The organism is Pseudomonas orientalis, from assembly GCF_001439815.1.
GTDB classification, from domain to species: domain Bacteria; phylum Pseudomonadota; class Gammaproteobacteria; order Pseudomonadales; family Pseudomonadaceae; genus Aquipseudomonas; species Aquipseudomonas orientalis.
This window is the reverse complement of sequence record NZ_JYLM01000012.1, coordinates 42027-60774: the sequence shown is the minus strand read 5'-3', so window position 1 is coordinate 60774 and position 18748 is coordinate 42027. Positions and strand designations below refer to the sequence as shown.

Annotated in this window: 20 protein-coding genes; 11 read left to right on the top strand and 9 right to left on the bottom strand. The window is 61.3% G+C overall.

Features of this window, described 5'->3' with window-relative positions; genetic code table 11:
* Positions 1-53 precede the first annotated feature (53 nt).
* Complete coding sequence (locus tag TU82_RS23875) at positions 54-689, bottom strand: hypothetical protein (protein WP_057725711.1); 636 nt, start codon at positions 687-689, stop codon at positions 54-56.
* A gap of 370 nt (positions 690-1059) precedes the next feature.
* Here TU82_RS23875 and coxB point away from each other — a divergent pair, with 370 nt between their 5' ends.
* The 4 genes from coxB (at position 1060) to TU82_RS23855 (ending at position 5445) form a co-directional block, all read left to right on the top strand.
* On the top strand, positions 1060-2187 hold the full coding sequence (gene coxB, locus TU82_RS23870) for a cytochrome c oxidase subunit II (RefSeq protein ID WP_057725710.1): 1128 nt from the start codon (positions 1060-1062) through the stop codon (positions 2185-2187).
* A 58-nt stretch (positions 2188-2245) separates the two neighbouring features.
* Positions 2246-3832, top strand: coding sequence for a cytochrome c oxidase subunit I (gene ctaD / locus TU82_RS23865; RefSeq protein WP_057725709.1), 1587 nt, complete (start codon positions 2246-2248; stop codon positions 3830-3832).
* Between the two features lie 138 nt (positions 3833-3970).
* Positions 3971-4522 (top strand): cytochrome c oxidase assembly protein, encoded by a 552-nt coding sequence (locus tag TU82_RS23860; protein WP_057725708.1) that lies wholly within the window; start codon positions 3971-3973, stop codon positions 4520-4522.
* Between the two features lie 35 nt (positions 4523-4557).
* Entirely contained in the window at positions 4558-5445 is an 888-nt protein-coding gene (locus TU82_RS23855; protein WP_057725707.1) for a cytochrome c oxidase subunit 3, read from the top strand.
* Between the two features lie 6 nt (positions 5446-5451).
* Here TU82_RS23855 and TU82_RS23850 read toward each other — a convergent pair whose 3' ends face one another.
* On the bottom strand, positions 5452-5655 hold the full coding sequence (locus TU82_RS23850) for a twin transmembrane helix small protein (protein WP_057725706.1): 204 nt from the start codon (positions 5653-5655) through the stop codon (positions 5452-5454).
* A gap of 31 nt (positions 5656-5686) precedes the next feature.
* Between TU82_RS23850 and TU82_RS23845 the strand changes: the two genes are divergently transcribed.
* From TU82_RS23845 to TU82_RS23825, 5 genes are read left to right on the top strand one after another with little or no spacing between them, the layout of a single operon-like run.
* Positions 5687-6451 (top strand): SURF1 family protein, encoded by a 765-nt coding sequence (locus TU82_RS23845; RefSeq protein ID WP_057725705.1) that lies wholly within the window; start codon positions 5687-5689, stop codon positions 6449-6451.
* Positions 6417-7001, top strand: coding sequence for a hypothetical protein (locus tag TU82_RS23840; protein ID WP_057725704.1), 585 nt, complete (start codon positions 6417-6419; stop codon positions 6999-7001). The genes TU82_RS23845 and TU82_RS23840 overlap by 35 nt, the downstream gene beginning before the upstream one ends.
* Before the next feature lie 10 nt (positions 7002-7011).
* Positions 7012-8091, top strand: coding sequence for a COX15/CtaA family protein (locus TU82_RS23835; RefSeq protein ID WP_057725703.1), 1080 nt, complete (start codon positions 7012-7014; stop codon positions 8089-8091).
* Positions 8079-8978 carry a heme o synthase gene (gene cyoE / locus TU82_RS23830; protein ID WP_057725702.1) on the top strand — a complete coding sequence of 300 codons (900 nt, stop codon included), beginning with the start codon at positions 8079-8081 and terminating at the stop codon, positions 8976-8978. Before TU82_RS23835 ends, cyoE begins: the two co-directional genes overlap by 13 nt.
* Complete coding sequence (locus TU82_RS23825) at positions 8975-9610, top strand: SCO family protein (RefSeq protein WP_057725701.1); 636 nt, start codon at positions 8975-8977, stop codon at positions 9608-9610. Before cyoE ends, TU82_RS23825 begins: the two co-directional genes overlap by 4 nt.
* Positions 9611-9802: 192 nt before the next feature.
* Here the strand turns inward: TU82_RS23825 and TU82_RS23820 are convergent, their stop codons facing one another.
* From TU82_RS23820 to TU82_RS23810, 3 genes are read right to left on the bottom strand one after another with little or no spacing between them, the layout of a single operon-like run.
* Positions 9803-10573 (bottom strand): MetQ/NlpA family ABC transporter substrate-binding protein, encoded by a 771-nt coding sequence (locus tag TU82_RS23820; RefSeq protein WP_057725700.1) that lies wholly within the window; start codon positions 10571-10573, stop codon positions 9803-9805.
* 49 nt (positions 10574-10622) lie between these two features.
* Positions 10623-11297, bottom strand: a complete 675-nt coding sequence (locus TU82_RS23815; RefSeq protein WP_057725699.1) for a methionine ABC transporter permease — start codon at positions 11295-11297, stop codon at positions 10623-10625.
* Positions 11297-12304 (bottom strand): methionine ABC transporter ATP-binding protein, encoded by a 1008-nt coding sequence (locus TU82_RS23810; protein ID WP_057725698.1) that lies wholly within the window; start codon positions 12302-12304, stop codon positions 11297-11299. Before TU82_RS23810 ends, TU82_RS23815 begins: the two co-directional genes overlap by 1 nt.
* Positions 12305-12569: 265 nt before the next feature.
* Here TU82_RS23810 and katE point away from each other — a divergent pair, with 265 nt between their 5' ends.
* Positions 12570-14711 carry a catalase HPII gene (gene katE, locus TU82_RS23805; RefSeq protein WP_057725697.1) on the top strand — a complete coding sequence of 714 codons (2142 nt, stop codon included), beginning with the start codon at positions 12570-12572 and terminating at the stop codon, positions 14709-14711.
* Positions 14712-14807: 96 nt separating this feature from the next.
* On the opposite strand, the gene TU82_RS23800 is transcribed toward katE, so the two are convergent.
* The 4 genes from TU82_RS23800 to TU82_RS23785 are packed head-to-tail and all read right to left on the bottom strand — an operon-like array spanning position 14808 to position 17607.
* On the bottom strand, positions 14808-15527 hold the full coding sequence (locus TU82_RS23800; protein ID WP_057725696.1) for a PA5502 family lipoprotein: 720 nt from the start codon (positions 15525-15527) through the stop codon (positions 14808-14810).
* A 37-nt stretch (positions 15528-15564) separates the two neighbouring features.
* On the bottom strand, positions 15565-16353 hold the full coding sequence (gene znuB, locus TU82_RS23795; RefSeq protein ID WP_057725695.1) for a zinc ABC transporter permease subunit ZnuB: 789 nt from the start codon (positions 16351-16353) through the stop codon (positions 15565-15567).
* Positions 16346-17125 (bottom strand): zinc ABC transporter ATP-binding protein ZnuC, encoded by a 780-nt coding sequence (gene znuC, locus TU82_RS23790; RefSeq protein WP_057725694.1) that lies wholly within the window; start codon positions 17123-17125, stop codon positions 16346-16348. Before znuC ends, znuB begins: the two co-directional genes overlap by 8 nt.
* Complete coding sequence (locus tag TU82_RS23785; protein ID WP_057725693.1) at positions 17125-17607, bottom strand: Fur family transcriptional regulator; 483 nt, start codon at positions 17605-17607, stop codon at positions 17125-17127. The genes znuC and TU82_RS23785 overlap by 1 nt, the downstream gene beginning before the upstream one ends.
* 58 nt (positions 17608-17665) lie before the next feature.
* On the opposite strand from TU82_RS23785, the gene TU82_RS23780 reads away from it, so the two are divergent.
* Positions 17666-18595: a zinc ABC transporter substrate-binding protein gene (locus tag TU82_RS23780; RefSeq protein ID WP_057725692.1), complete on the top strand. Its 930-nt coding sequence runs from the start codon at positions 17666-17668 to the stop codon at positions 18593-18595.
* The last annotated feature ends 153 nt before the right edge of the window (positions 18596-18748 follow it).

Here is an 18748-nt window from a genome sequence, read left to right as displayed (position 1 = left end):
AAAATGTGGGAGGGGGCAAGCCCCCTCCCACATTTGATCGTCGTAGCCGAAGATTACAGCGCCAGCTCAACGCCCAACTGGCGCGACAGGCACGGCCAGCGCTTCCACGCGGCTTCGGTGTTCGGGCTTTTGAGCGTTTCGCGATAAGCCTCGACCGACTCCAGTGCAAAGCTCTCTTCGTTAAGCATCTCATCTACCGCCAGGTGCACGGCTTCATCCAACTGATTGGCGAACGCTTCACCAATCAATTGATGGGCAATCAGGTTGGCAACCGTGGTGTCCGCCGGAATCAGCGGCTGGCCAAAATGCTTGATATACAGATCGTTGACCTCCTCCACCAGACGGTGCGCCAGGTAGGCCTCGTCCAGCAGGCCGTCCAGACCCTCGTGGCCAGCCAGAATCGCCGGCGGCTGCAGGAAGAAATGCTCGGCAATCTTCAGCACAGGCTTGATCTGGCCTTCGATTCCCGCTTCGCGAGCTACGTCATTGGCGGCGTCGAGCAACTCGGGGACAAGGTCGATATAGGCGGTGACAAAGCGGGTCATGACAGTGTTGTGATCACCGTCAGCCAGGGAAATGGCCGAATGCAGGTGCGGCAATTGTTTTTCCAGTTGCCGGGCAAGTTGGCCCGTTGTTTCTTCGTGTTGATGGGCACGGGAAATCTGCTCGCGCAATGCGGCGGTGTTCATGAAGGCTCCAGTCATGCAGGCGTAGGAAAATAGAGAGGATAAGGTAGCTCGTTTATACGAGCGCCTAAGACGCATTTGTCATAATTATTTCATGGTTATACGTAGACGTTATATCGAAATGCCATCGTTCGTCGGATAAACGATTCCGCTGCCTATTCTATTGGGCCCCGCCCATCTGTTTCCACTCATTTGCCCTTACACATTGCGGGGTCGCTGCGGCTGTCTATACTCGGATTTGAACGCAATTAGCTGATGACGCCCAACTGCATGACGCAGACAAGGCTTGGCGGTTGTAAGCAGTCTGGAAGCCGCTCCCTTGGCCGCAGGTGCAAACCGGCGGGATAACAAGAAACATAAAGGGGAACCCGCAATGACGCGACATCCACACGTTTGGATGGGCTTACTGTTGTGGTCGATATTCGGCCAGGCCCACGCGGCCTGGACAACGAATATGGCGCCAGGGGCTACTGAAGTCAGTCACGCCGTGTTTGACCTGCACATGACCATTTTCTGGATTTGTGTGGTGATCGGCATCGTCGTGTTTGGCGCGATGTTCTGGTCGATGATCCTGCACCGCCGGTCCACGGGCCAGGTAGCGGCCAAGTTCCACGAGAGCACCACCGTGGAAATTCTGTGGACCGTGGTGCCGTTGCTGATCCTGGTGGCCATGGCCATTCCGGCGACCAAGACTCTGATCAACATCTACGACAGCAGTGAGTCGGATATCGATATCCAGGTCACCGGCTATCAGTGGAAGTGGCACTACAAATACCTGGGCCAGGACGTGGAGTTCTTCAGCAACCTGGCCACACCCGCCGAGCAGATCCATAACCAGGCCACCAAGGGCGAGCATTACCTGCTGGAAGTCGACCAGCCGCTGGTGCTGCCGGTGGGGGCGAAGGTGCGCTTCCTGGTGACCGCCGCCGACGTGATCCACTCGTGGTGGGTGCCGGCCTTTGCGGTCAAGCGTGACGCTATCCCCGGCTTCGTCAACGAGGCCTGGACCCGTGTCGAGAAGCCCGGCATTTATCGCGGCCAGTGCGCCGAATTGTGCGGCAAGGACCACGGCTTCATGCCCATTGTGGTCGAAGTCAAATCCAAGGCCGACTACGACACCTGGCTCGGCGAGCGCAAGCAGGAGGCGGCCAAGCTCAAGGAGCTGACATCCAAAGAGTGGACACGCGAAGAGCTGGTGGCGCGCGGCGACAAGGTCTACCACACCACCTGTGTGGCCTGTCACCAGGCCGAAGGCCAGGGCCTGCCGCCGATGTTCCCGGCGCTCAAGGGCTCGAAAATCGCCACCGGCCCCGCCGTCGATCACCTGAACATTGTCTACCACGGCAAGCCCGGCACCGCGATGGCGGCCTTTGGCAAGCAACTTTCGGAAGTCGATATCGCCGCTGTCGTGACCTACGAGCGCAATGCCTGGGGCAATAACAAAGGCGACATGGTCACGCCCAAAGACGTGCTGGCTCTGAAACAGGCGCAAAGCAAATGACTACCTTCATTGCCAATGCCCTGAATCGCCCCGCTTACTCGCTTGCAGGAGAACGGCCATGAGCACTGTGATCGATGACCATGGTCACGCCGACCACGCCCACGGCCCTGCGAAGGGGTTGATGCGCTGGGTGCTGACCACCAACCATAAAGACATCGGCACGATGTACCTGTGGTTCGCCTTCACCATGTTTTTGCTGGGCGGCTCGTTCGCCATGGTGATTCGCGCCGAACTGTTCCAGCCCGGCCTGCAGATCGTGGAGCCGGCGTTTTTCAACCAGATGACCACCATGCACGGCCTGATCATGGTGTTCGGCGCCGTGATGCCGGCCTTTGTCGGCCTGGCCAACTGGATGATCCCGCTGATGATCGGCGCGCCGGACATGGCCCTGCCGCGCATGAACAACTTCAGCTTCTGGCTGCTGCCGGCGGCGTTCCTGCTGCTGGTGTCGACCCTGTTCAGCCCCGGCGGCGGGCCGAATTTCGGCTGGACCTTCTACGCCCCGCTCTCCACCACCTATGCGCCGGAAAGCGTGACGTTCTTCATCTTTGCGATCCATCTGATGGGCATCAGTTCGATCATGGGCGCGATCAACGTGGTCGCCACCATCCTCAACCTGCGCGCACCGGGCATGACCCTGATGAAAATGCCGCTGTTCGTGTGGACCTGGCTGATCACCGCGTTCCTGCTGATTGCGGTGATGCCGGTGCTGGCCGGTTGCGTGACCATGATGCTGATGGATATCCACTTCGGCACCAGCTTTTTCAGTGCGGCCGGCGGTGGTGATCCGGTGCTGTTCCAGCATGTGTTCTGGTTCTTCGGCCACCCCGAGGTGTACATCATGATCCTGCCGGCATTCGGCGCCGTCAGCTCGATCATCCCGACCTTTTCGCGCAAGCCGTTGTTTGGCTACACCTCGATGGTCTACGCCACGGCCAGCATTGCGTTCCTGTCGTTCATCGTGTGGGCGCACCATATGTTCGTGGTCGGCATTCCGTTGGTGGGCGAACTGTTCTTCATGTACGCCACCCTGCTGATTGCGGTGCCTACCGGGGTCAAGGTGTTCAACTGGGTCAGCACCATGTGGCAGGGCTCGCTGACCTTCGAGACGCCAATGTTGTTTGCGGTGGCCTTCGTGATCCTGTTCACCATCGGCGGCTTTTCCGGGCTGATGCTGGCAATTGCGCCGGCGGATTTCCAGTACCACGACACCTACTTCGTGGTGGCACATTTCCATTACGTGCTGGTACCCGGCGCGATTTTCGGCATCTTCGCCTCGGCCTACTACTGGCTGCCGAAATGGACCGGCCACATGTATGACGAAACCCTGGGCAAGCTGCACTTCTGGCTGTCCTTCGTGGGCATGAACATGGCGTTCTTCCCGATGCACTTCGTGGGCCTGGCCGGCATGCCGCGCCGGGTGCCGGACTACAACCTGCAGTTCGCCGACTTCAACATGGTGTCCTCGATTGGCGCCTTCATGTTCGGCGCCACGCAGATCTTCTTCCTGTTTATCGTGATCAAGTGCATTCGCGGCGGCCCGGCCGCACCGGCCAAGCCTTGGGACGGCGCCGAAGGCCTGGAATGGAGCGTGGCCTCGCCCGCGCCGTACCACACCTTCACCACGCCGCCGGAGGTCAAATGATTACGCTGTTTGCCCAGTCAACGGTGATCCCCTGTGGGAGGGGGCTTGCCCCCGATAGCGGTGGGTCAGCCGACATGGTTATCAGCTTGGAGACCGCCATCGGGGGCAAGCCCCCTCCCACATTAGTGTGTGTTCGTCATGGCTGATTCCGTGCCGATCAAGCGCCTGGTCACACGCCTGCTGATCCTGGTACTGGCCATGTTCGCCTTCGGCTTCGCCCTGGTGCCGATTTACGACGTGATGTGCAAGGCATTCGGCATCAACGGCAAGACCGGCGGGCAATACGAGGGCGAGCAGGTTGTCGACCCGTCGCGCCAAGTACGGGTGCAGTTTTTGTCCACCAACGCTATCGACATGGTCTGGGATTTCCATGCCAAGGCCGATGAAGTCATGGTCAATCCAGGCGCTGTGACCGAGATGCTGTTCGTGGCCTACAACCCTACCGACAAACCGATGACGGCCCAGGCGGTGCCGAGCATTTCCCCGGCCGAAGCGGCGATGTACTTCCACAAGACCGAGTGTTTCTGCTTCACCCAGCAAGTGCTGCAGCCAGGCGAGCGTATCGAGATGCCGGTGCGCTTTATCGTCGATCGCGCCATGCCCAGGGATGTGAAGCATTTGACCCTGGCCTACACGCTGTTCGATATCACCGCGCGCCAGCCGCCCGGGGCGGCCCGCAGCGGCGGCTAGCTACTGTTTGCCCGCTCAATCAGGAGAGCGAATACATGTCGACTCATGATACGTACTACGTACCAGCGCAAAGCAAATGGCCGATAATTGCCACGATTGGCCTGTTGGTCACCGTGTATGGACTGGCCGTATGGTTCAACGACCTCAAGGCCTTGCGTCCGGAATCCCACGGACCGTGGATCTTTTTCGTTGGCGGCCTGTTGCTGGCCTACATGCTGTTCGGCTGGTTCGGCGCGGTGATCAAGGAGAGTCGCGCCGGTTTGTACAGTGCGCAAATGGACCGTTCGTTTCGCTGGGGCATGAGCTGGTTCATCTTTTCCGAAGTGATGTTCTTCATCGCGTTCTTCGGTGCGCTGTTTTACGTGCGTACCTGGTCGGGGCCATGGCTGGCGGGCGAGGGGCCCAAGGGCATCGCGCATATGCTGTGGCCGAATTTCGAGTTCGCCTGGCCACTGCTGAACAACCCGGACCCCAAGTTGTACCCCGCACCCAAAGGCACGATCAGCCCGTGGGGCCTGCCGCTGGTCAACACCCTCCTGCTGGTCAGCTCCAGCGTGACCATTACCATTGCCCACCACGCCCTGCGCAAAGGGCATCGCGGCGCGCTGAAGATCTGGCTGGCGCTCACCGTACTGCTGGGCCTGGCGTTTCTCGGGTTTCAGGCCGAGGAGTACATCCACGCCTATAAAGAGCTGGGCCTGACGCTGGGCTCGGGCGTGTACGGCGCGACGTTCTTCATGCTCACCGGGTTTCACGGCGCCCACGTGACCATCGGCACGATCATTCTGTTTGTGATGCTGATGCGCATCCTGAAGGGGCATTTCAATGCCGAGCACCAGTTCGGTTTCGAGGCGGCCAGTTGGTATTGGCACTTCGTGGATGTGGTGTGGATCGGGCTGTTTTTCTTTGTGTATGTGCTGTGAGCCGTTCTACCACGGCGCATGCGAGACCAACTGGCCGCTGAAAAAGCCCCAGGCGATCAGCCCCACGGTGATTGCGGCCAACACCACACGTACGGTCAGGGCAGTGACGAGGCGGTTGGAACGACCCTCGTCCTTGACCAGGAAGAACAAGCCACTGAACAGGCTCGCAACGGTCGCGATCAGCATCAGGGCAATCAGTGCTTTGAGCATGGTCTGGCTCCGGGCCATACGGGGAGGGGCAATGAAATCCAGTATAGCCAGTGTCAGGCAGCGCTTTCGGCCCGGCATCGCGCCGACGTTGGTGGTGCTGATGCTGCTGCCGTTGATGATTGGCCTGGGGTTCTGGCAGCTGTCGCGCGGTCAGGAAAAACAGCAGCTTGTCGACAACTACGCCCAGCGGCGTGCCGCCGAGCCTATTGGCAGCGAGCAGCTTGAGACGAGCGCCGATCCAGCCTTTCGCCGGGTTCATCTGCGCGGCACCTTCGATGCCGAACACAGCGTATTGCTCGACAACCGTATGCGCGACGGCAAGGCCGGTGTTGAACTGCTGCAACCCTTTCATGACCAGGCCAGCGGCCTTTGGGTGTTGCTCAATCGCGGCTGGCTGCCCTGGCCCGACCGCCGCACGCCACCGGCGTTCGCCACGCCGGATCAGCCGGTGAATCTGGTGGCCTGGGTGTACGTCGCTCCCGGCGAAACCTTCCAGTTGCAAGGTGACCCCGCGACGGTGCAATGGCCGCGCCTGTTGACCGCCTTGCACCCCGTCGCCCTGTGGACCGAATTAGGCCGCAGCGGGTTCGCCTTTGAACTGCGCGCCGAAGCCGGCCCCGGTACGTACGACACCACCTGGCCTGTGGTCGCCATGGGTCCGGAAAAACACCTGGGGTATGCGGTGCAGTGGTTTGCCATGTCGCTGGCGCTGCTGGCTCTCTACCTCTACCTCGGATTGCACAACGCAAAGGAGCAGCGCCATGGGAGCCGCCATGAATCCACTCAACCTGTCTGAAGTGCCGGACCGGCGTAAGGGCCGCTGGCAGTTGATCCTGATCCTGCTGATGGTGGTAGGCCCGATGGTGCTGGCGACCTTGATGTACAAGCTGCAATTCTGGGTGCCGGACAGTCGCAGTTATCACGGGGAACTGATTGGTAACGGCCAGACCCGCGCCGATATCGGTGTTCAGGTCGATGAAAGCCGCTGGCAACTGCTGGTGACTGCCCCCGCCGTCTGCGCCGACGAGTGCCGGCAACTGGTGTATCTGGCGCGCCAGCTGCAGATCGGCCTGGGTCGCGATGCGTCCCGCGCCAGCCACGCGCTGGCCAGTGCGCAGCCGGTCGGCAATGACTACGACCCCCGGCTCAAGGCCGAATACCCGCAATTACAGCGCTATTCCCTGGACCTGTCGACCTTCAAGCGCAATGCCGCCGCGCCTGGGGATGCACAACTGTGGATCGTCGATCCCCACGGCAACCTGGTGCTGCGCTATGACGCCAAGGTCAACGGCAAGGACTTGCTCAACGACCTGCGCCTGCTGCTGAAACTGTCGAACATCGGATAAGGGCATCGTCATGGCCAAGCCTGGATTTCGCCTCGCATTGTTTGCCACCTTGCTCGCGCTGATCGTCGTGTTGCTCGGTGCCTATACCCGCCTGACCCATGCCGGCCTTGGTTGCCCTGACTGGCCGGGGTGCTATGGCTTTATCGGCGTGCCGCAAAGCGCAGCCCAACTGGCCCATGCCGAACTGCACTTTCCTGATACGCCCGTGGAGGCCGACAAGGGCTGGGCCGAGATGACCCACCGCTACTTTGCCGGCACCCTCGCCATGCTCATCGCGCTGCTGGCGGCACGGGCGTGGAGCCACCGGCGTGACCCGGGCCAGCCGGTGAAGTTGCCGCTGTTCGTATTGATAGTGGTGTGCGCCCAGGCGGCGTTTGGCATGTGGACGGTGACGCTGAAGCTGTGGCCGCAGGTGGTGACGGGCCACCTGTTGGGCGGCTTTGCCACTTTGAGCCTGCTGTTCCTGCTGACCCTGCGCCTGTCCGGCGTGCTGCCTGCGTTGGTCGTGCCCAGGCGCCTGCAATATTGGGCAACGGCGGGGTTGGTGCTGGTGATCGGGCAGATAGCCTTGGGCGGTTGGGTTAGCGCCAACTATGCGGCGGTGGCCTGTGTCGATTTGCCGACGTGTCACGGTCAATGGTGGCCGGCGGCGGACTTCGCCAATGGCTTTCACCTGACCCAGCATATCGGTCCTAATTACCTGGGCGGCCAACTGGACAGCGATGCGCGCACGGCCATTCATCTCACCCATCGCTTGGGGGCGGTGCTGGTCACGCTGGTATTGCTGGGCCTGGCCTGGCAATTGCGCGCGGTGGGCATGACGCGTCTGGCGGGCCTGCTGTTGATCGCCCTGGCGGCGCAAATCAGCCTGGGACTGAGCAATGTGGCGTTCGGCTTGCCGCTGGCGGTAGCAGTGGCGCACAACGCCGGGGGCGCAGCGCTGTTGCTGAGCCTGGTGCTGGTCAATTATCACGCGCGCACCAGCCTGGTCCGGGTGCGCCATACACGGCCGATCGCCTGGCGCTTCAGTCCGCGCAAACAGGCGTCGGGCCTGATAACCCTTAAAGGAGAGATGCCATGGCGTCCTTGATCGGCGCGCGTCACGGCCAGGCTATCTGGCGTGACTATCTGGAGCTGACCAAGCCGAAAGTGGTGGTGCTGATGCTGATCACCTCGCTGGTGGGCATGTTCCTCGCCACTCGCGCCGGGGTACCGTGGACGGTGCTGGTATTTGGTAACCTGGGTATCGCCTTGTGTGCCGGTGCCGCAGCGGCGGTCAACCATGTGGTGGATCGGCGCATCGATGCGCTGATGGCGCGCACGCACAAACGGCCACTGGCCGAGGGGCGGGTTTCGCCGGTTGCGGCGCTGGCCTTTGCGTTGGTTCTGGCGGTGGCGGGCCTGGCGCTATTGCTGGCGTTCACCAACCCTCTGGCGGCATGGCTGACCCTGGCTTCGTTACTGGGCTATGCGGTGATCTATACCGGGTTTCTCAAGCGCGCGACGCCGCAGAACATCGTCATCGGCGGCCTGGCCGGTGCCGCGCCGCCGCTGTTGGGCTGGGTCGCCGTGACCGGGCATATCAGCGCCGAGCCTCTGCTGTTGGTGCTGATCATCTTCGCCTGGACGCCGCCGCACTTCTGGGCGCTGGCCATCCATCGCAAGGAGGAGTACGCCAAGGCCGACATCCCGATGCTGCCGGTGACCCATGGCGAGCACTACACCAAGGTGCATATCCTGCTCTACACCTTCGCCCTGCTGGCGGTGAGCCTGATGCCTTACGTCATCCGCATGAGCGGGCTGCTGTACCTGGGATGCGCGCTCGTACTGGGCGGGCGCTTTCTGCAATGGGCCTGGGTGCTGTACCGTGGCAGCCAGCCGCACGCGGCGATCAACACCTTCAAGTATTCTGTCTGGTACCTGCTGTTGTTGTTTATCGCCCTGCTCGTAGATCACTACCTACTGTTGAACCTATGACTCGAACTCAAAAAACTGTCTTCATTCTGGTGGCCCTGGTGGCGTTGATCATGGGCCTGACTGTCAACAAAGTACTCTCGGGCAAAGGCCAGGGTGACCCGACCGCGCTGATCGACGCCGGCATTATCCTGCTGCCGCAAAGCCGCCAGTTGCCTGCGGTGAGCATGACCAACCAGGACGGCCAGCCGGTGCTGGTCAATGAGCTGCAGGGCAAGTGGAGCCTGCTGTTCTTCGGCTACACCTTCTGCCCGGACATCTGCCCGACCACCCTCGCCCAACTGCGCCAGATCAAGAGCGAGTTGCCCAAAGAGGCGGTGGACAAGTTGCAGGTGATCCTGGTCAGCGTCGACCCGAACCGCGACACCCCGACCCAGCTCAAGCAGTACCTGGGCTATTTCGATCCGCAATTCCAGGGGTTGACCGGTGCAAGTGTGCAGGAAGTGCAGAAGGTCTCCAATGCCGTGAGCATTCCCTTCATTCCGGCGGACACCAGCAAGCCGAACTACACCGTCGACCACAGCGGCAACCTGGCGCTGATCGGCCCGGATGGTACCCAGCGCGGGTTTATCCGTGCGCCGTTGAACAACCAGAAGCTGGTGGCGCAGCTGCCAGTGCTGCTGAAGCGTAAATAGCGCACGACACAATACAAATGTGGGAGGGGGCTTGCTCCCGATAGCAGGGTGTCAGTCGATGAAGCTGTTGACTGACCCGCCGCTATCGGGGGCAAGCCCCCTCCCACATTTTGATCTCCATGATCTGGAGAGGATGATCGTTCCCACGCTCTGCGTGGGAATGCCGCCCTGGACGCTCCGCGTCCGCTTAAATCAGAACGCCGGCTTGATCGCGCCTTTGTACTTCTCTTCGATGAATTGCTTCACTTCAGGCGTGTGCAGGGCGGCAACCAGCTTCTTCACGGCGTCCGAATCCTTGTTGTCTTCGCGGGTCACCAGGATGTTGACGTAAGGCGAGTCGTTGCCTTCGATCACCAGGGCGTCCTTGGACGGGTCCAGCTTGGCTTCCAGCGCGTAGTTGGTGTTGATCAGCGCCAGGTCGACCTGGGTCAGCACGCGCGGCAGGGTGGCGGCTTCCAGTTCGCGGAATTTCAGGTTCTTGGTGTTACCGGTGATGTCCTTGATGGTCGACAGGATGTCGGTCGGGTCCTTCAGGGTAATCAGGCCATTCTTGGCCAGCAGCAACAGGGCGCGGCCGCCGTTGGTGGCGTCGTTCGGGATCACCACGTTGGCGCCGTCCGGCAGCTCGTCCAGCTTCTTGTATTTGCTCGAGTACGCGCCCAGCGGTTCCAGGTGCACGGCGCCGACGCTTACCAGGTGGGTGCCCTTGGCCTTGTTGAACTCGTCCAGGTACGGCTGGTGCTGGAAGAAGTTGGCGTCCAGGCGCTTTTCGGCTACCTGTACGTTCGGCTGTACATAGTCGGTGAAGACTTTGACCTGCAGGTCCACGCCTTCTTTGGCCAGCGCAGGTTTAACGAATTCGAGGATTTCCGCGTGCGGCACCGGCGAGGCGGCGACCGTGATGGTCTCGGCATGGGCGGAAAACGCGGCAACGGCGGCGAAAGCAACCAGTAGTTTTTTCATCCAGCAAGCTCCTTGTTCGGGCATCTGCCGACAGGGTCGGCAATGGCCGTTATTTTCGAGAAAAGTGCACCACCAGCCGGTCGCCGACGGTTTGCAGAATTTGCACCAGGATCAACAGCATTACCACGGTGACCACCATCACATCGGTCTGGAAGCGCTGGTAACCGAATCGGATCGCCAGGTCGCCCAGGCCACCGGCACCGACCACACCGGCCATCGCCGTGTAGGACACCAGTGTAATCGCCGTCACCGTAATCGCTGCGAAGATGCCGGGGCGGGCTTCGGGCAGCAGGGCGTTGGTGATGATCTGGCGCGTCGTTGCGCCCATCGACTGAGTGGCCTCGATGATGCCGCGGTCCACCTCACGCAAGGCGGTTTCCACCAGCCGCGCAAAGAACGGCGTGGCGCCCACCACCAGCGGCGGAATCGCACCTGCAACACCCAGCGATGTGCCGGTGATCAGCACCGTGAACGGAATCATCACGATCAGCAGGATGATGAATGGCAGCGAGCGCAGGATGTTTACGATCAACGACAGCAGCGCATACAAACCTTTCTGTTCGAACAGCTGGCGCGGGCTGGTCAGGAACAGCAGCACGCCCAACGGCAGGCCGAGCACGACCGTGAAGAACAGCGAACCGAACAACATGATCATGGTATCGCCGGTGGCGAGCCAGATTTCGGACCAGTCGATATTGGCAAAGAAACTCAGGAAAACGTCCATCAGCGCAGCACCTCCATATGAACGTCGGCGGCGGTGAAGCGCGCAAACGCGGCGTCCATGTCACCGCCGGTGACGGCGAGGGTCAATTGCCCGTAGGGAATGTCTTTGATGCGGTCGATACGACCGGCCAGGATGCTGTAGTCCACCCCCGTTTCTCGGGCGACGGTACCCAGCAATGGCGCGTAGGTCGCGTCCCCCTGGAAGGTCAGGCGTACGATACGGCCCGGCACGTGGGCGAAGTCGTCGCGTTGCTCGCCTTCGTCGACCTGTTCGGCTTCCTGGACAAAGCGCTTGGTGGTCGGATGCTTGGGATGCAGGAACACGTCGGCCACCGAGCCTTGCTCGACGATCACGCCGGCGTCCATCACCGCCACCTGGTCGCAGACGCGACGAATCACGTCCATTTCATGGGTGATCAACACGATGGTCAGCTTGAGTTCGCGGTTGATCTCGGCCAGCAGTTGCAGCACCGAGGCGGTGGTCTGCGGGTCAAGGGCGCTGGTGGCCTCGTCGCACAGCAGGATCTTGGGTTTGGTGGCCAGGGCGCGGGCGATGCCGACGCGCTGCTTCTGGCCGCCGGACAATTGCGCCGGGTACTTCCTGGCGTGGTCCGACAGGCCGACGCGGGCGAGCAGTTCAGCCACGCGCAGGTCGATGTCCTTGCGCGACAATTCGCCGGCCAATGTCAGCGGAAGCGCCACGTTGTCTGCAACGGTCTTGGACGCCAGCAGGTTGAAGTGCTGGAAGATCATCCCGACCTGTTGGCGGAAACGGCGCAGGCCGTTGGCATCCAGCGCGGTGACTTCTTCACCATCCACCGTGATCTGTCCGCCACTGGGTTCTTCGAGGCGGTTGATCAGGCGCAGCAGGGTACTTTTTCCCGCACCCGAATGGCCAATCAGGCCAAACACCTGGCCGTTTTCGACGCGCAGGCTGGTGGGGTGCAGGGCGGGAATATCCTTACCGGCGACGCGGTAGGTTTTATGGACGTTTTGAAACTCGATCACGTAGCGAACCTTGTGGGGCGCATGGAAAAGGGATCAGCGGTTAGCCGGGCGCGCATTTTAGCCTGTCCATCCAGCGTTTCTTAGCATTTATTTCGTATCCATCCAGCGATTTGGCAATAACGAGACCAAAGGTCATAAAAAGGGAACGGCGCAAAACCCTGTCAGTCACTACCTAGGCAATTCGATATCGCGGGTGCCGTGCCCGGGATTTCGCTCAAACGAGCCGGGGACCGCTCTGGCCACTTTGACTAAGGAGTTTTGACTGATGAGTACCAAGAAGCCAGCCACCCCGCCGAAGAGTGAACTCGCGGGCACTGATACCCTGGACCGAGGCAATACCAACGCCAAACTGCAGGCGCTGGAAGAATTCCGTTCCGATGCGACCGGCCAGGCCCTGCGCACCAACCAGGGCGTGAAGATCTCCGACAACCAGAACACCTTGAAGGTCGGCGCGCGTGGCCCGTCGCTGCTGGAAGACTTCATCATGCGTGAAAAGATCACGCACTTTGACCATGAGCGCATCCCGGAGCGCATCGTGCATGCCCGTGGTACTGGCGCCCATGGTTATTTCCAGAGCTACGGCGACCATTCGGCGCTGACCAAGGCTGGTTTCCTACGGACTCCAGAGCATAAAACCCCGGTGTTCGCGCGTTTTTCCACGGTACAGGGCCCGCGTGGCTCCGGTGATACTGTGCGTGACGTGCGCGGTTTCGCCGTGAAGTTCTTCACCGACGAAGGCAACTTCGACCTGGTGGGCAACAACATGCCGGTGTTCTTCATTCAGGACGCGATCAAGTTTCCCGATTTCGTACACGCCGTTAAACCTGAACCGCACAACGAGATTCCTACCGGCGGATCGGCCCACGATACGTTCTGGGATTTTGTCTCGCTGGTGCCGGAGTCGGCGCATATGGTGGTGTGGGCGATGTCTGACCGCGCCATTCCAAAAAGCCTGCGGGCCATGCAGGGCTTTGGCGTGCATACCTTCCGTTTGATCAACACCGAAGGCCAATCGAGCTTTGTGAAGTTTCACTGGCGGCCGAAAGTCGGTACCTGCTCGCTGGTATGGGACGAAGCGCAGAAGCTGGCCGGTAAAGACACCGACTACCATCGTCGCGACTTGTGGGAATCGATCGAAAGCGGCGATTACCCTGAATGGGAACTGGGCGTTCAGATCGTTGCAGAAGAAGACGAGCATAAGTTCGACTTCGACCTGCTCGACCCGACCAAGATCATCCCGGAGGAACTGGTGCCGATCACCCCGCTGGGCAAGATGGTGCTGAACCGCAACCCCGACAATTTCTTTGCCGAGGTCGAGCAGGTTGCGTTCTGCCCGGGCCATATCGTGCCGGGGATCGACTTCACCAACGACCCACTGCTGCAAGGTCGTCTGTTTTCCTACACGGACACCCAGATCAGCCGTCTCGGCGGGCCGAACTTCCACGAGATCCCAATCAACCGCCCGGTCGCGCCGAACCACAACAACCAGCGCGATGCCCAGCACCGTAGCGTGATTGACAAGGGCCGCGCTGCCTACGAGCCCAACTCCATCGACAGTGGCTGGCCGAAGGAAACGCCTGCAGGCCCGACCGACGGCGGTTTTGAGACCTACTACGAGCGGATCGATGCGAATAAGGTGCGCGAGCGCAGCGAATCGTTCGGCGACCACTTCTCCCAGGCCACGTTGTTTTTCAACAGCATGAGCCACCACGAGAAAGAACACATCATCGCCGCCTACAGCTTCGAGTTGGGCAAGGTCGAGCGCGAACATATTCGTGCCCGCCAGGTGAATGAGATTCTGGCCAACATTGATCTGGAACTGGCCAAGCGCGTTGCCCAGAACCTGGGCTTGCCGGCGCCGACTCAAGGCACGGTGCCTGTGCGTGAAACGTCGCTGAAAGCATCGCCGGCATTGAGCCAGGTGAACCTGCTGTCGGGCGACATCAAGACGCGCAAAGTGGCGATTCTGGCGGCGAACGGCGTGGACGGTGCGGCGATTGATGCACTCAAGGCGGCCCTTGAGGCTGAGGGTGCACATGCCAAGCTGCTGGGGCCGACGTCGGCGCCGGTGACCACCGCCGATGGCAAGGTGCTGCCGGTGGATGCGTCGATGGAAGGCATGCCGTCCATTGCGTTTGACGCGGTGTTTATCCCGGGCGGCAAGGAGTCGGTCAAGGCGCTGAGCGGCGACGGCGTGGCGTTGCATTACGTGCTGGAAGCGTACAAGCACTTGAAGGCCATTGCGGTGGCCAGTGACGTGAAGCCACTGCTCGATCTGCTGAAGCTGGAGGCGGATGCGGGGTTGATCGTGGGCGCGGATGCCAAGGCGTTCAAGGCGTTCTTTGCCGCGATTGCCCAGCATCGGGTTTGGGAGCGGGAGCCTAAATCCAAGGCGATCCCGGCTTAATTTATTGGTTGCTTGATTAGATCGTCATCGGGGGCAAGCCCCCTCCCACATTGGAATTCAGTTCAAATGTGGGAGGGGGCTTGCCCCCGATGCTTTTTAGTCGGCTTTACGCGGAATCAGCACAACCTGCGCCGGAATGTGCTTCAGAATCTGCCGGTGAATCTTCAGCTCATACCCAGAATCAATCCGCTTCACCCGTTTGGTCAGCAATGTGGCCAACCACGGGTAATCCTCGGTGCGCGGCACCTGGATGCTGACGTCGCACTGGTAATTCACCACATCGGTGGCGATGGCATCCAGCTGATGACGCATGGCTTCGACATCCGCCAGGTTCAACGCCACAGTGGTGCTCGGCGCCGCCGGGTCGATGACTTTGGCGGCGGGTTTGGCTTCGGCCGCTTTCAAGGCGGCCTCGGCCTGATCCAGCTCGGCTTTGCGCGCATGGCTGATGGCGCTGTTGACGCCACCGGTCAGGGCCGGAGCCTTGGGCATCAGTGCGCGGGCACGGCTCAATGCTGTAGCGGCGGCGTTGACGTCACCCTTTTGCAGCACGATCTGGCTGCGCTGCAGGTAGGCTTCGGCCAATTGCCGCTGGTAGGCCTCAAGTGCCGGGTCATTGGGCGATTGGGCCTGCAAGGTGGCGAGCTGGTCTTCGGCGGTGGCCAATTCGCTGCTGGCCAGGTTTTGCTCCAGCTGCGCGATGGCCGCAGCGTGCGGGTCCAGCGCTTCAGGAGCGGCGGGCGGTGTGCTTTGACAGGCGCCGAGCAGCAGGGAAAATGCGGCAAGGAGCAGATAACGGAAAGTGAACGGCTTCATTCCTGCGACTCTCTATTTGCGCAAAAAGCGAGCAAGTCTACACCCCTCGACGGGGCAGGACAAAACTCAGCAGAAACAGGGCGGCCGCCGACACCACAATCGACGGCCCGGCCGGCGTGTCCTTGAACCATGACAACGCCAGGCCCCCACACACTGCCAGCATGCCCAGCAGACTGGCGCCGATGGCCATTTGCTCCGGCGAACGAGCATGGCGCTGAGCGGCGGCGGCTGGAATGATCAGCAGCGAGGTGATCAACAATACGCCGACAATCTTCATCGCGACAGCGATCACCACCGCGATCAACAACATCAGCGCCAGGCGCAGGGCCGGCACGGGCAAACCTTCCACCGTGGCGAGTTCTTCATGCACGGTGATCGCCAGCAGCGGGCGCCACAGGCCCACCAGCAGCACCAGCACCGCCGCGCTGCCGCCGAGGATCCACGCCAGATCGGTCGGGCTGATCGCCAGCAGATCGCCAAACAGGTAGGCCATCAGGTCGATGCGCACTTCATGCATGAAGCTCAACACCACCAGGCCCAGGGACAAGGTACTCGGCGCCAGGATGCCCAGCAGCGTGTCGGAAGCCAGCGGCTGGCGCTGTTGCAGCGTCACCAGCAACACTGCCAGCAGCAGGCAGCCGACGGTGACGGCGATGGTCGGGCTCACATCCAGCAGAAAGCCCATGGCCACGCCCAGCAGCGCGGCATGGGACAAGGTGTCGCCAAAGTACGCCATGCGCCGCCAGACCACGAACGAACCCAGCGGGCCCGCCACCAACGCCAAAGCCAAGCCTGCCAGCAGGGCGTAGAGCAGAAAATCAGCCATGCTTGCAGCCATCTCCATGAACGTGGGGGGTAGAAGCGTCATCGACAACGGCGCCATGCAGATCGTGGGCGTGGTCGTGATGGTGATGGTAGATCGCCAGGCTTTGCGCGTTCTTGCCGAACAGCTCGACGAACGCCGGGTCGCCGCTGACCTGTTCCGGGTGGCCGGAGCAGCACACATGACGGTTCAGGCACACCACCTGGTCGGTGGTGCTCATCACCAGGTGCAAATCGTGGGAGACCATCAGCACACCGCAACCATGGCGGTCGCGCAGACGGGTGATCAGGCTGTACAGCTCGGCCTGGCCGGCCACGTCGACGCCTTGCACCGGCTCATCGAGCACCAGCAGCTCCGGTTCGCGCAACAGCGCGCGGGCCAGCAGCACGCGCTGCATTTCGCCGCCGGAGATGCTCTGCACCGGGCTGTCGATCACCTGTTCGGCGCCGACTTCCTTGAGCGCCGCCTGGGCGCGCGCGCGGTCGACACCCGGCACCAGGCGCAGAAAGCGCAATACCGACAGCGGCAATGTGGGGTCCACGTGCAGCTTCTGCGGCATATAGCCCACGCGCAGCCTGGGCTTGCGCCATACACTGCCGCGATCGGGCTTGAGCAGGCCCAGCACGGCGCGCACCAGGGTAGTCTTGCCGGCGCCATTGGGGCCGATCAGGGTCACGATCTGCCCCGGCTCCACGCTCAACGCAATGTTGTCCAGCACCTGTTGCCCGGCGAATGTGACCCCGACCTGCTCCAGGCGGATTAACGCATTGCTCATCAAGCCCCCTGACAGCCAGAGCACAGGCCGACCACTTCGACCGTTTGCCCTTCGACGCTGAAGCCAACCTCGGCGGCGCTTTTGATGATGGCATCACTGATGCTTTTCTGTTCAAGCTCGATGGCGGCGTGGCACTGCCGGCAAATCAGGAACTGGCCCTGATGCGCGTGTTCCGGGTGGTTGCAGCCGACAAAGGCATTGAGCGAGGCGATGCGGTGCACCAGGCCGTTTTCCAGCAGGAAATCCAGCGCCCGGTAAACCGTGGGCGGCGCGGCTCGGCGGCCGTCCTGCTCGCTGAGTACGCCGAGGATGTCGTACGCGCCCAGCGGCTTGTGGCTTTGCCACACCAGCTCCAGCACGCGTCGACGCAGCGCGGTCAGGCGCAAACCTTTCTGCGCGCATAGGGTGTCGGCCTCCGACAGCGCGCTGTGGACGCAGTGAGAATGGTCGTGGGGACGGCTGGCAAGCGGTGTTATAGGCATGAGCGGCGACAGATATTTGATAGAGACGTTATTATGTTACCTGTTCCTACGCCATTGAGTGGTCATCGTGTCCCGACTTTTTCCCGTTTTTGTCGTATTTGTCACCAGTTTGTTCATGGCCGGCGCCGCGCAGGCCGAGGTCAAGGTGCTGACCAGCATCAAGCCGCTGCAACTGATTGCCGCTGCGGTGCAGGACGGTGTGGCCGTTCCGGAAGTGCTGCTGCCTCCGGGTGCGTCGCCGCATAACTTCGCCTTGCGCCCATCCGACGTACGGCGCGTGCAGTCGGTCGACCTGCTGTACTGGATTGGCCCGGACATGGAAACGTTTTTGCCGCGCGTGCTGAAGGGCCGTACGGCGACGACCGTGGCGGTGCAGGACCTGCCGGGCATGAAACTTCGCATTTTCGGCGAAGATAGCCACTCTCACGCTGACGAAGCCGACGAGCATGATCACGATCATCGCCCCGGCAGTGTCGATGCGCATTTGTGGTTGTCGACGGTGAACGCGCGGGTGATCGCTGCGCGTATGGCGGCTGACCTCAGTGCGGCCGACCCGGCCAACGCCGGGCGTTATCAAAGCAACGCCAAAGCCTTCGAAGGTCGCCTGGATGCGCTGGACATACGCCTGAAAAAGCGTCTGGCAAGCGTTGAGGGCAAGCCTTACTTTGTGTTTCACGAAGCCTTTGATTACTTCGAAGACGCTTACGGCTTGAAGCACGCCGGCGTATTCAGCGTGGCCGCCGAAGTGCAGCCCGGCGCCCAGCATGTGGCGGCGATGCGCACGCGGTTGCAGGAAGTGGGCAAGACTTGCGTGTTCAGCGAGCCACCGTTGCGGCCGCGATTGGCCGAGACATTGGTTGCCGGGTTGCCGGTTAAATTGGCGGAACTGGATGCGCTGGGCGGCTACACCCCGGCCACTGCGCAGGGTTACGAGCAGGTGCTGGAGAAATTGGGTAACAATCTGGCTGGCTGCCTGGAGTCGCTCTAAATGTGGGGCAAGCCCTAAGGCTTGTTGTAGGAGCGAGCTTGCTCGCGAAAAACTCATAGGCACCGCGTTCATTCAGAAAGCACGCGTTATCGTTGACGTTTTTCGCGAGCAAGCTCGCTCCTACAGACTGGCATTAGGGCAAGCCCCCTCCCA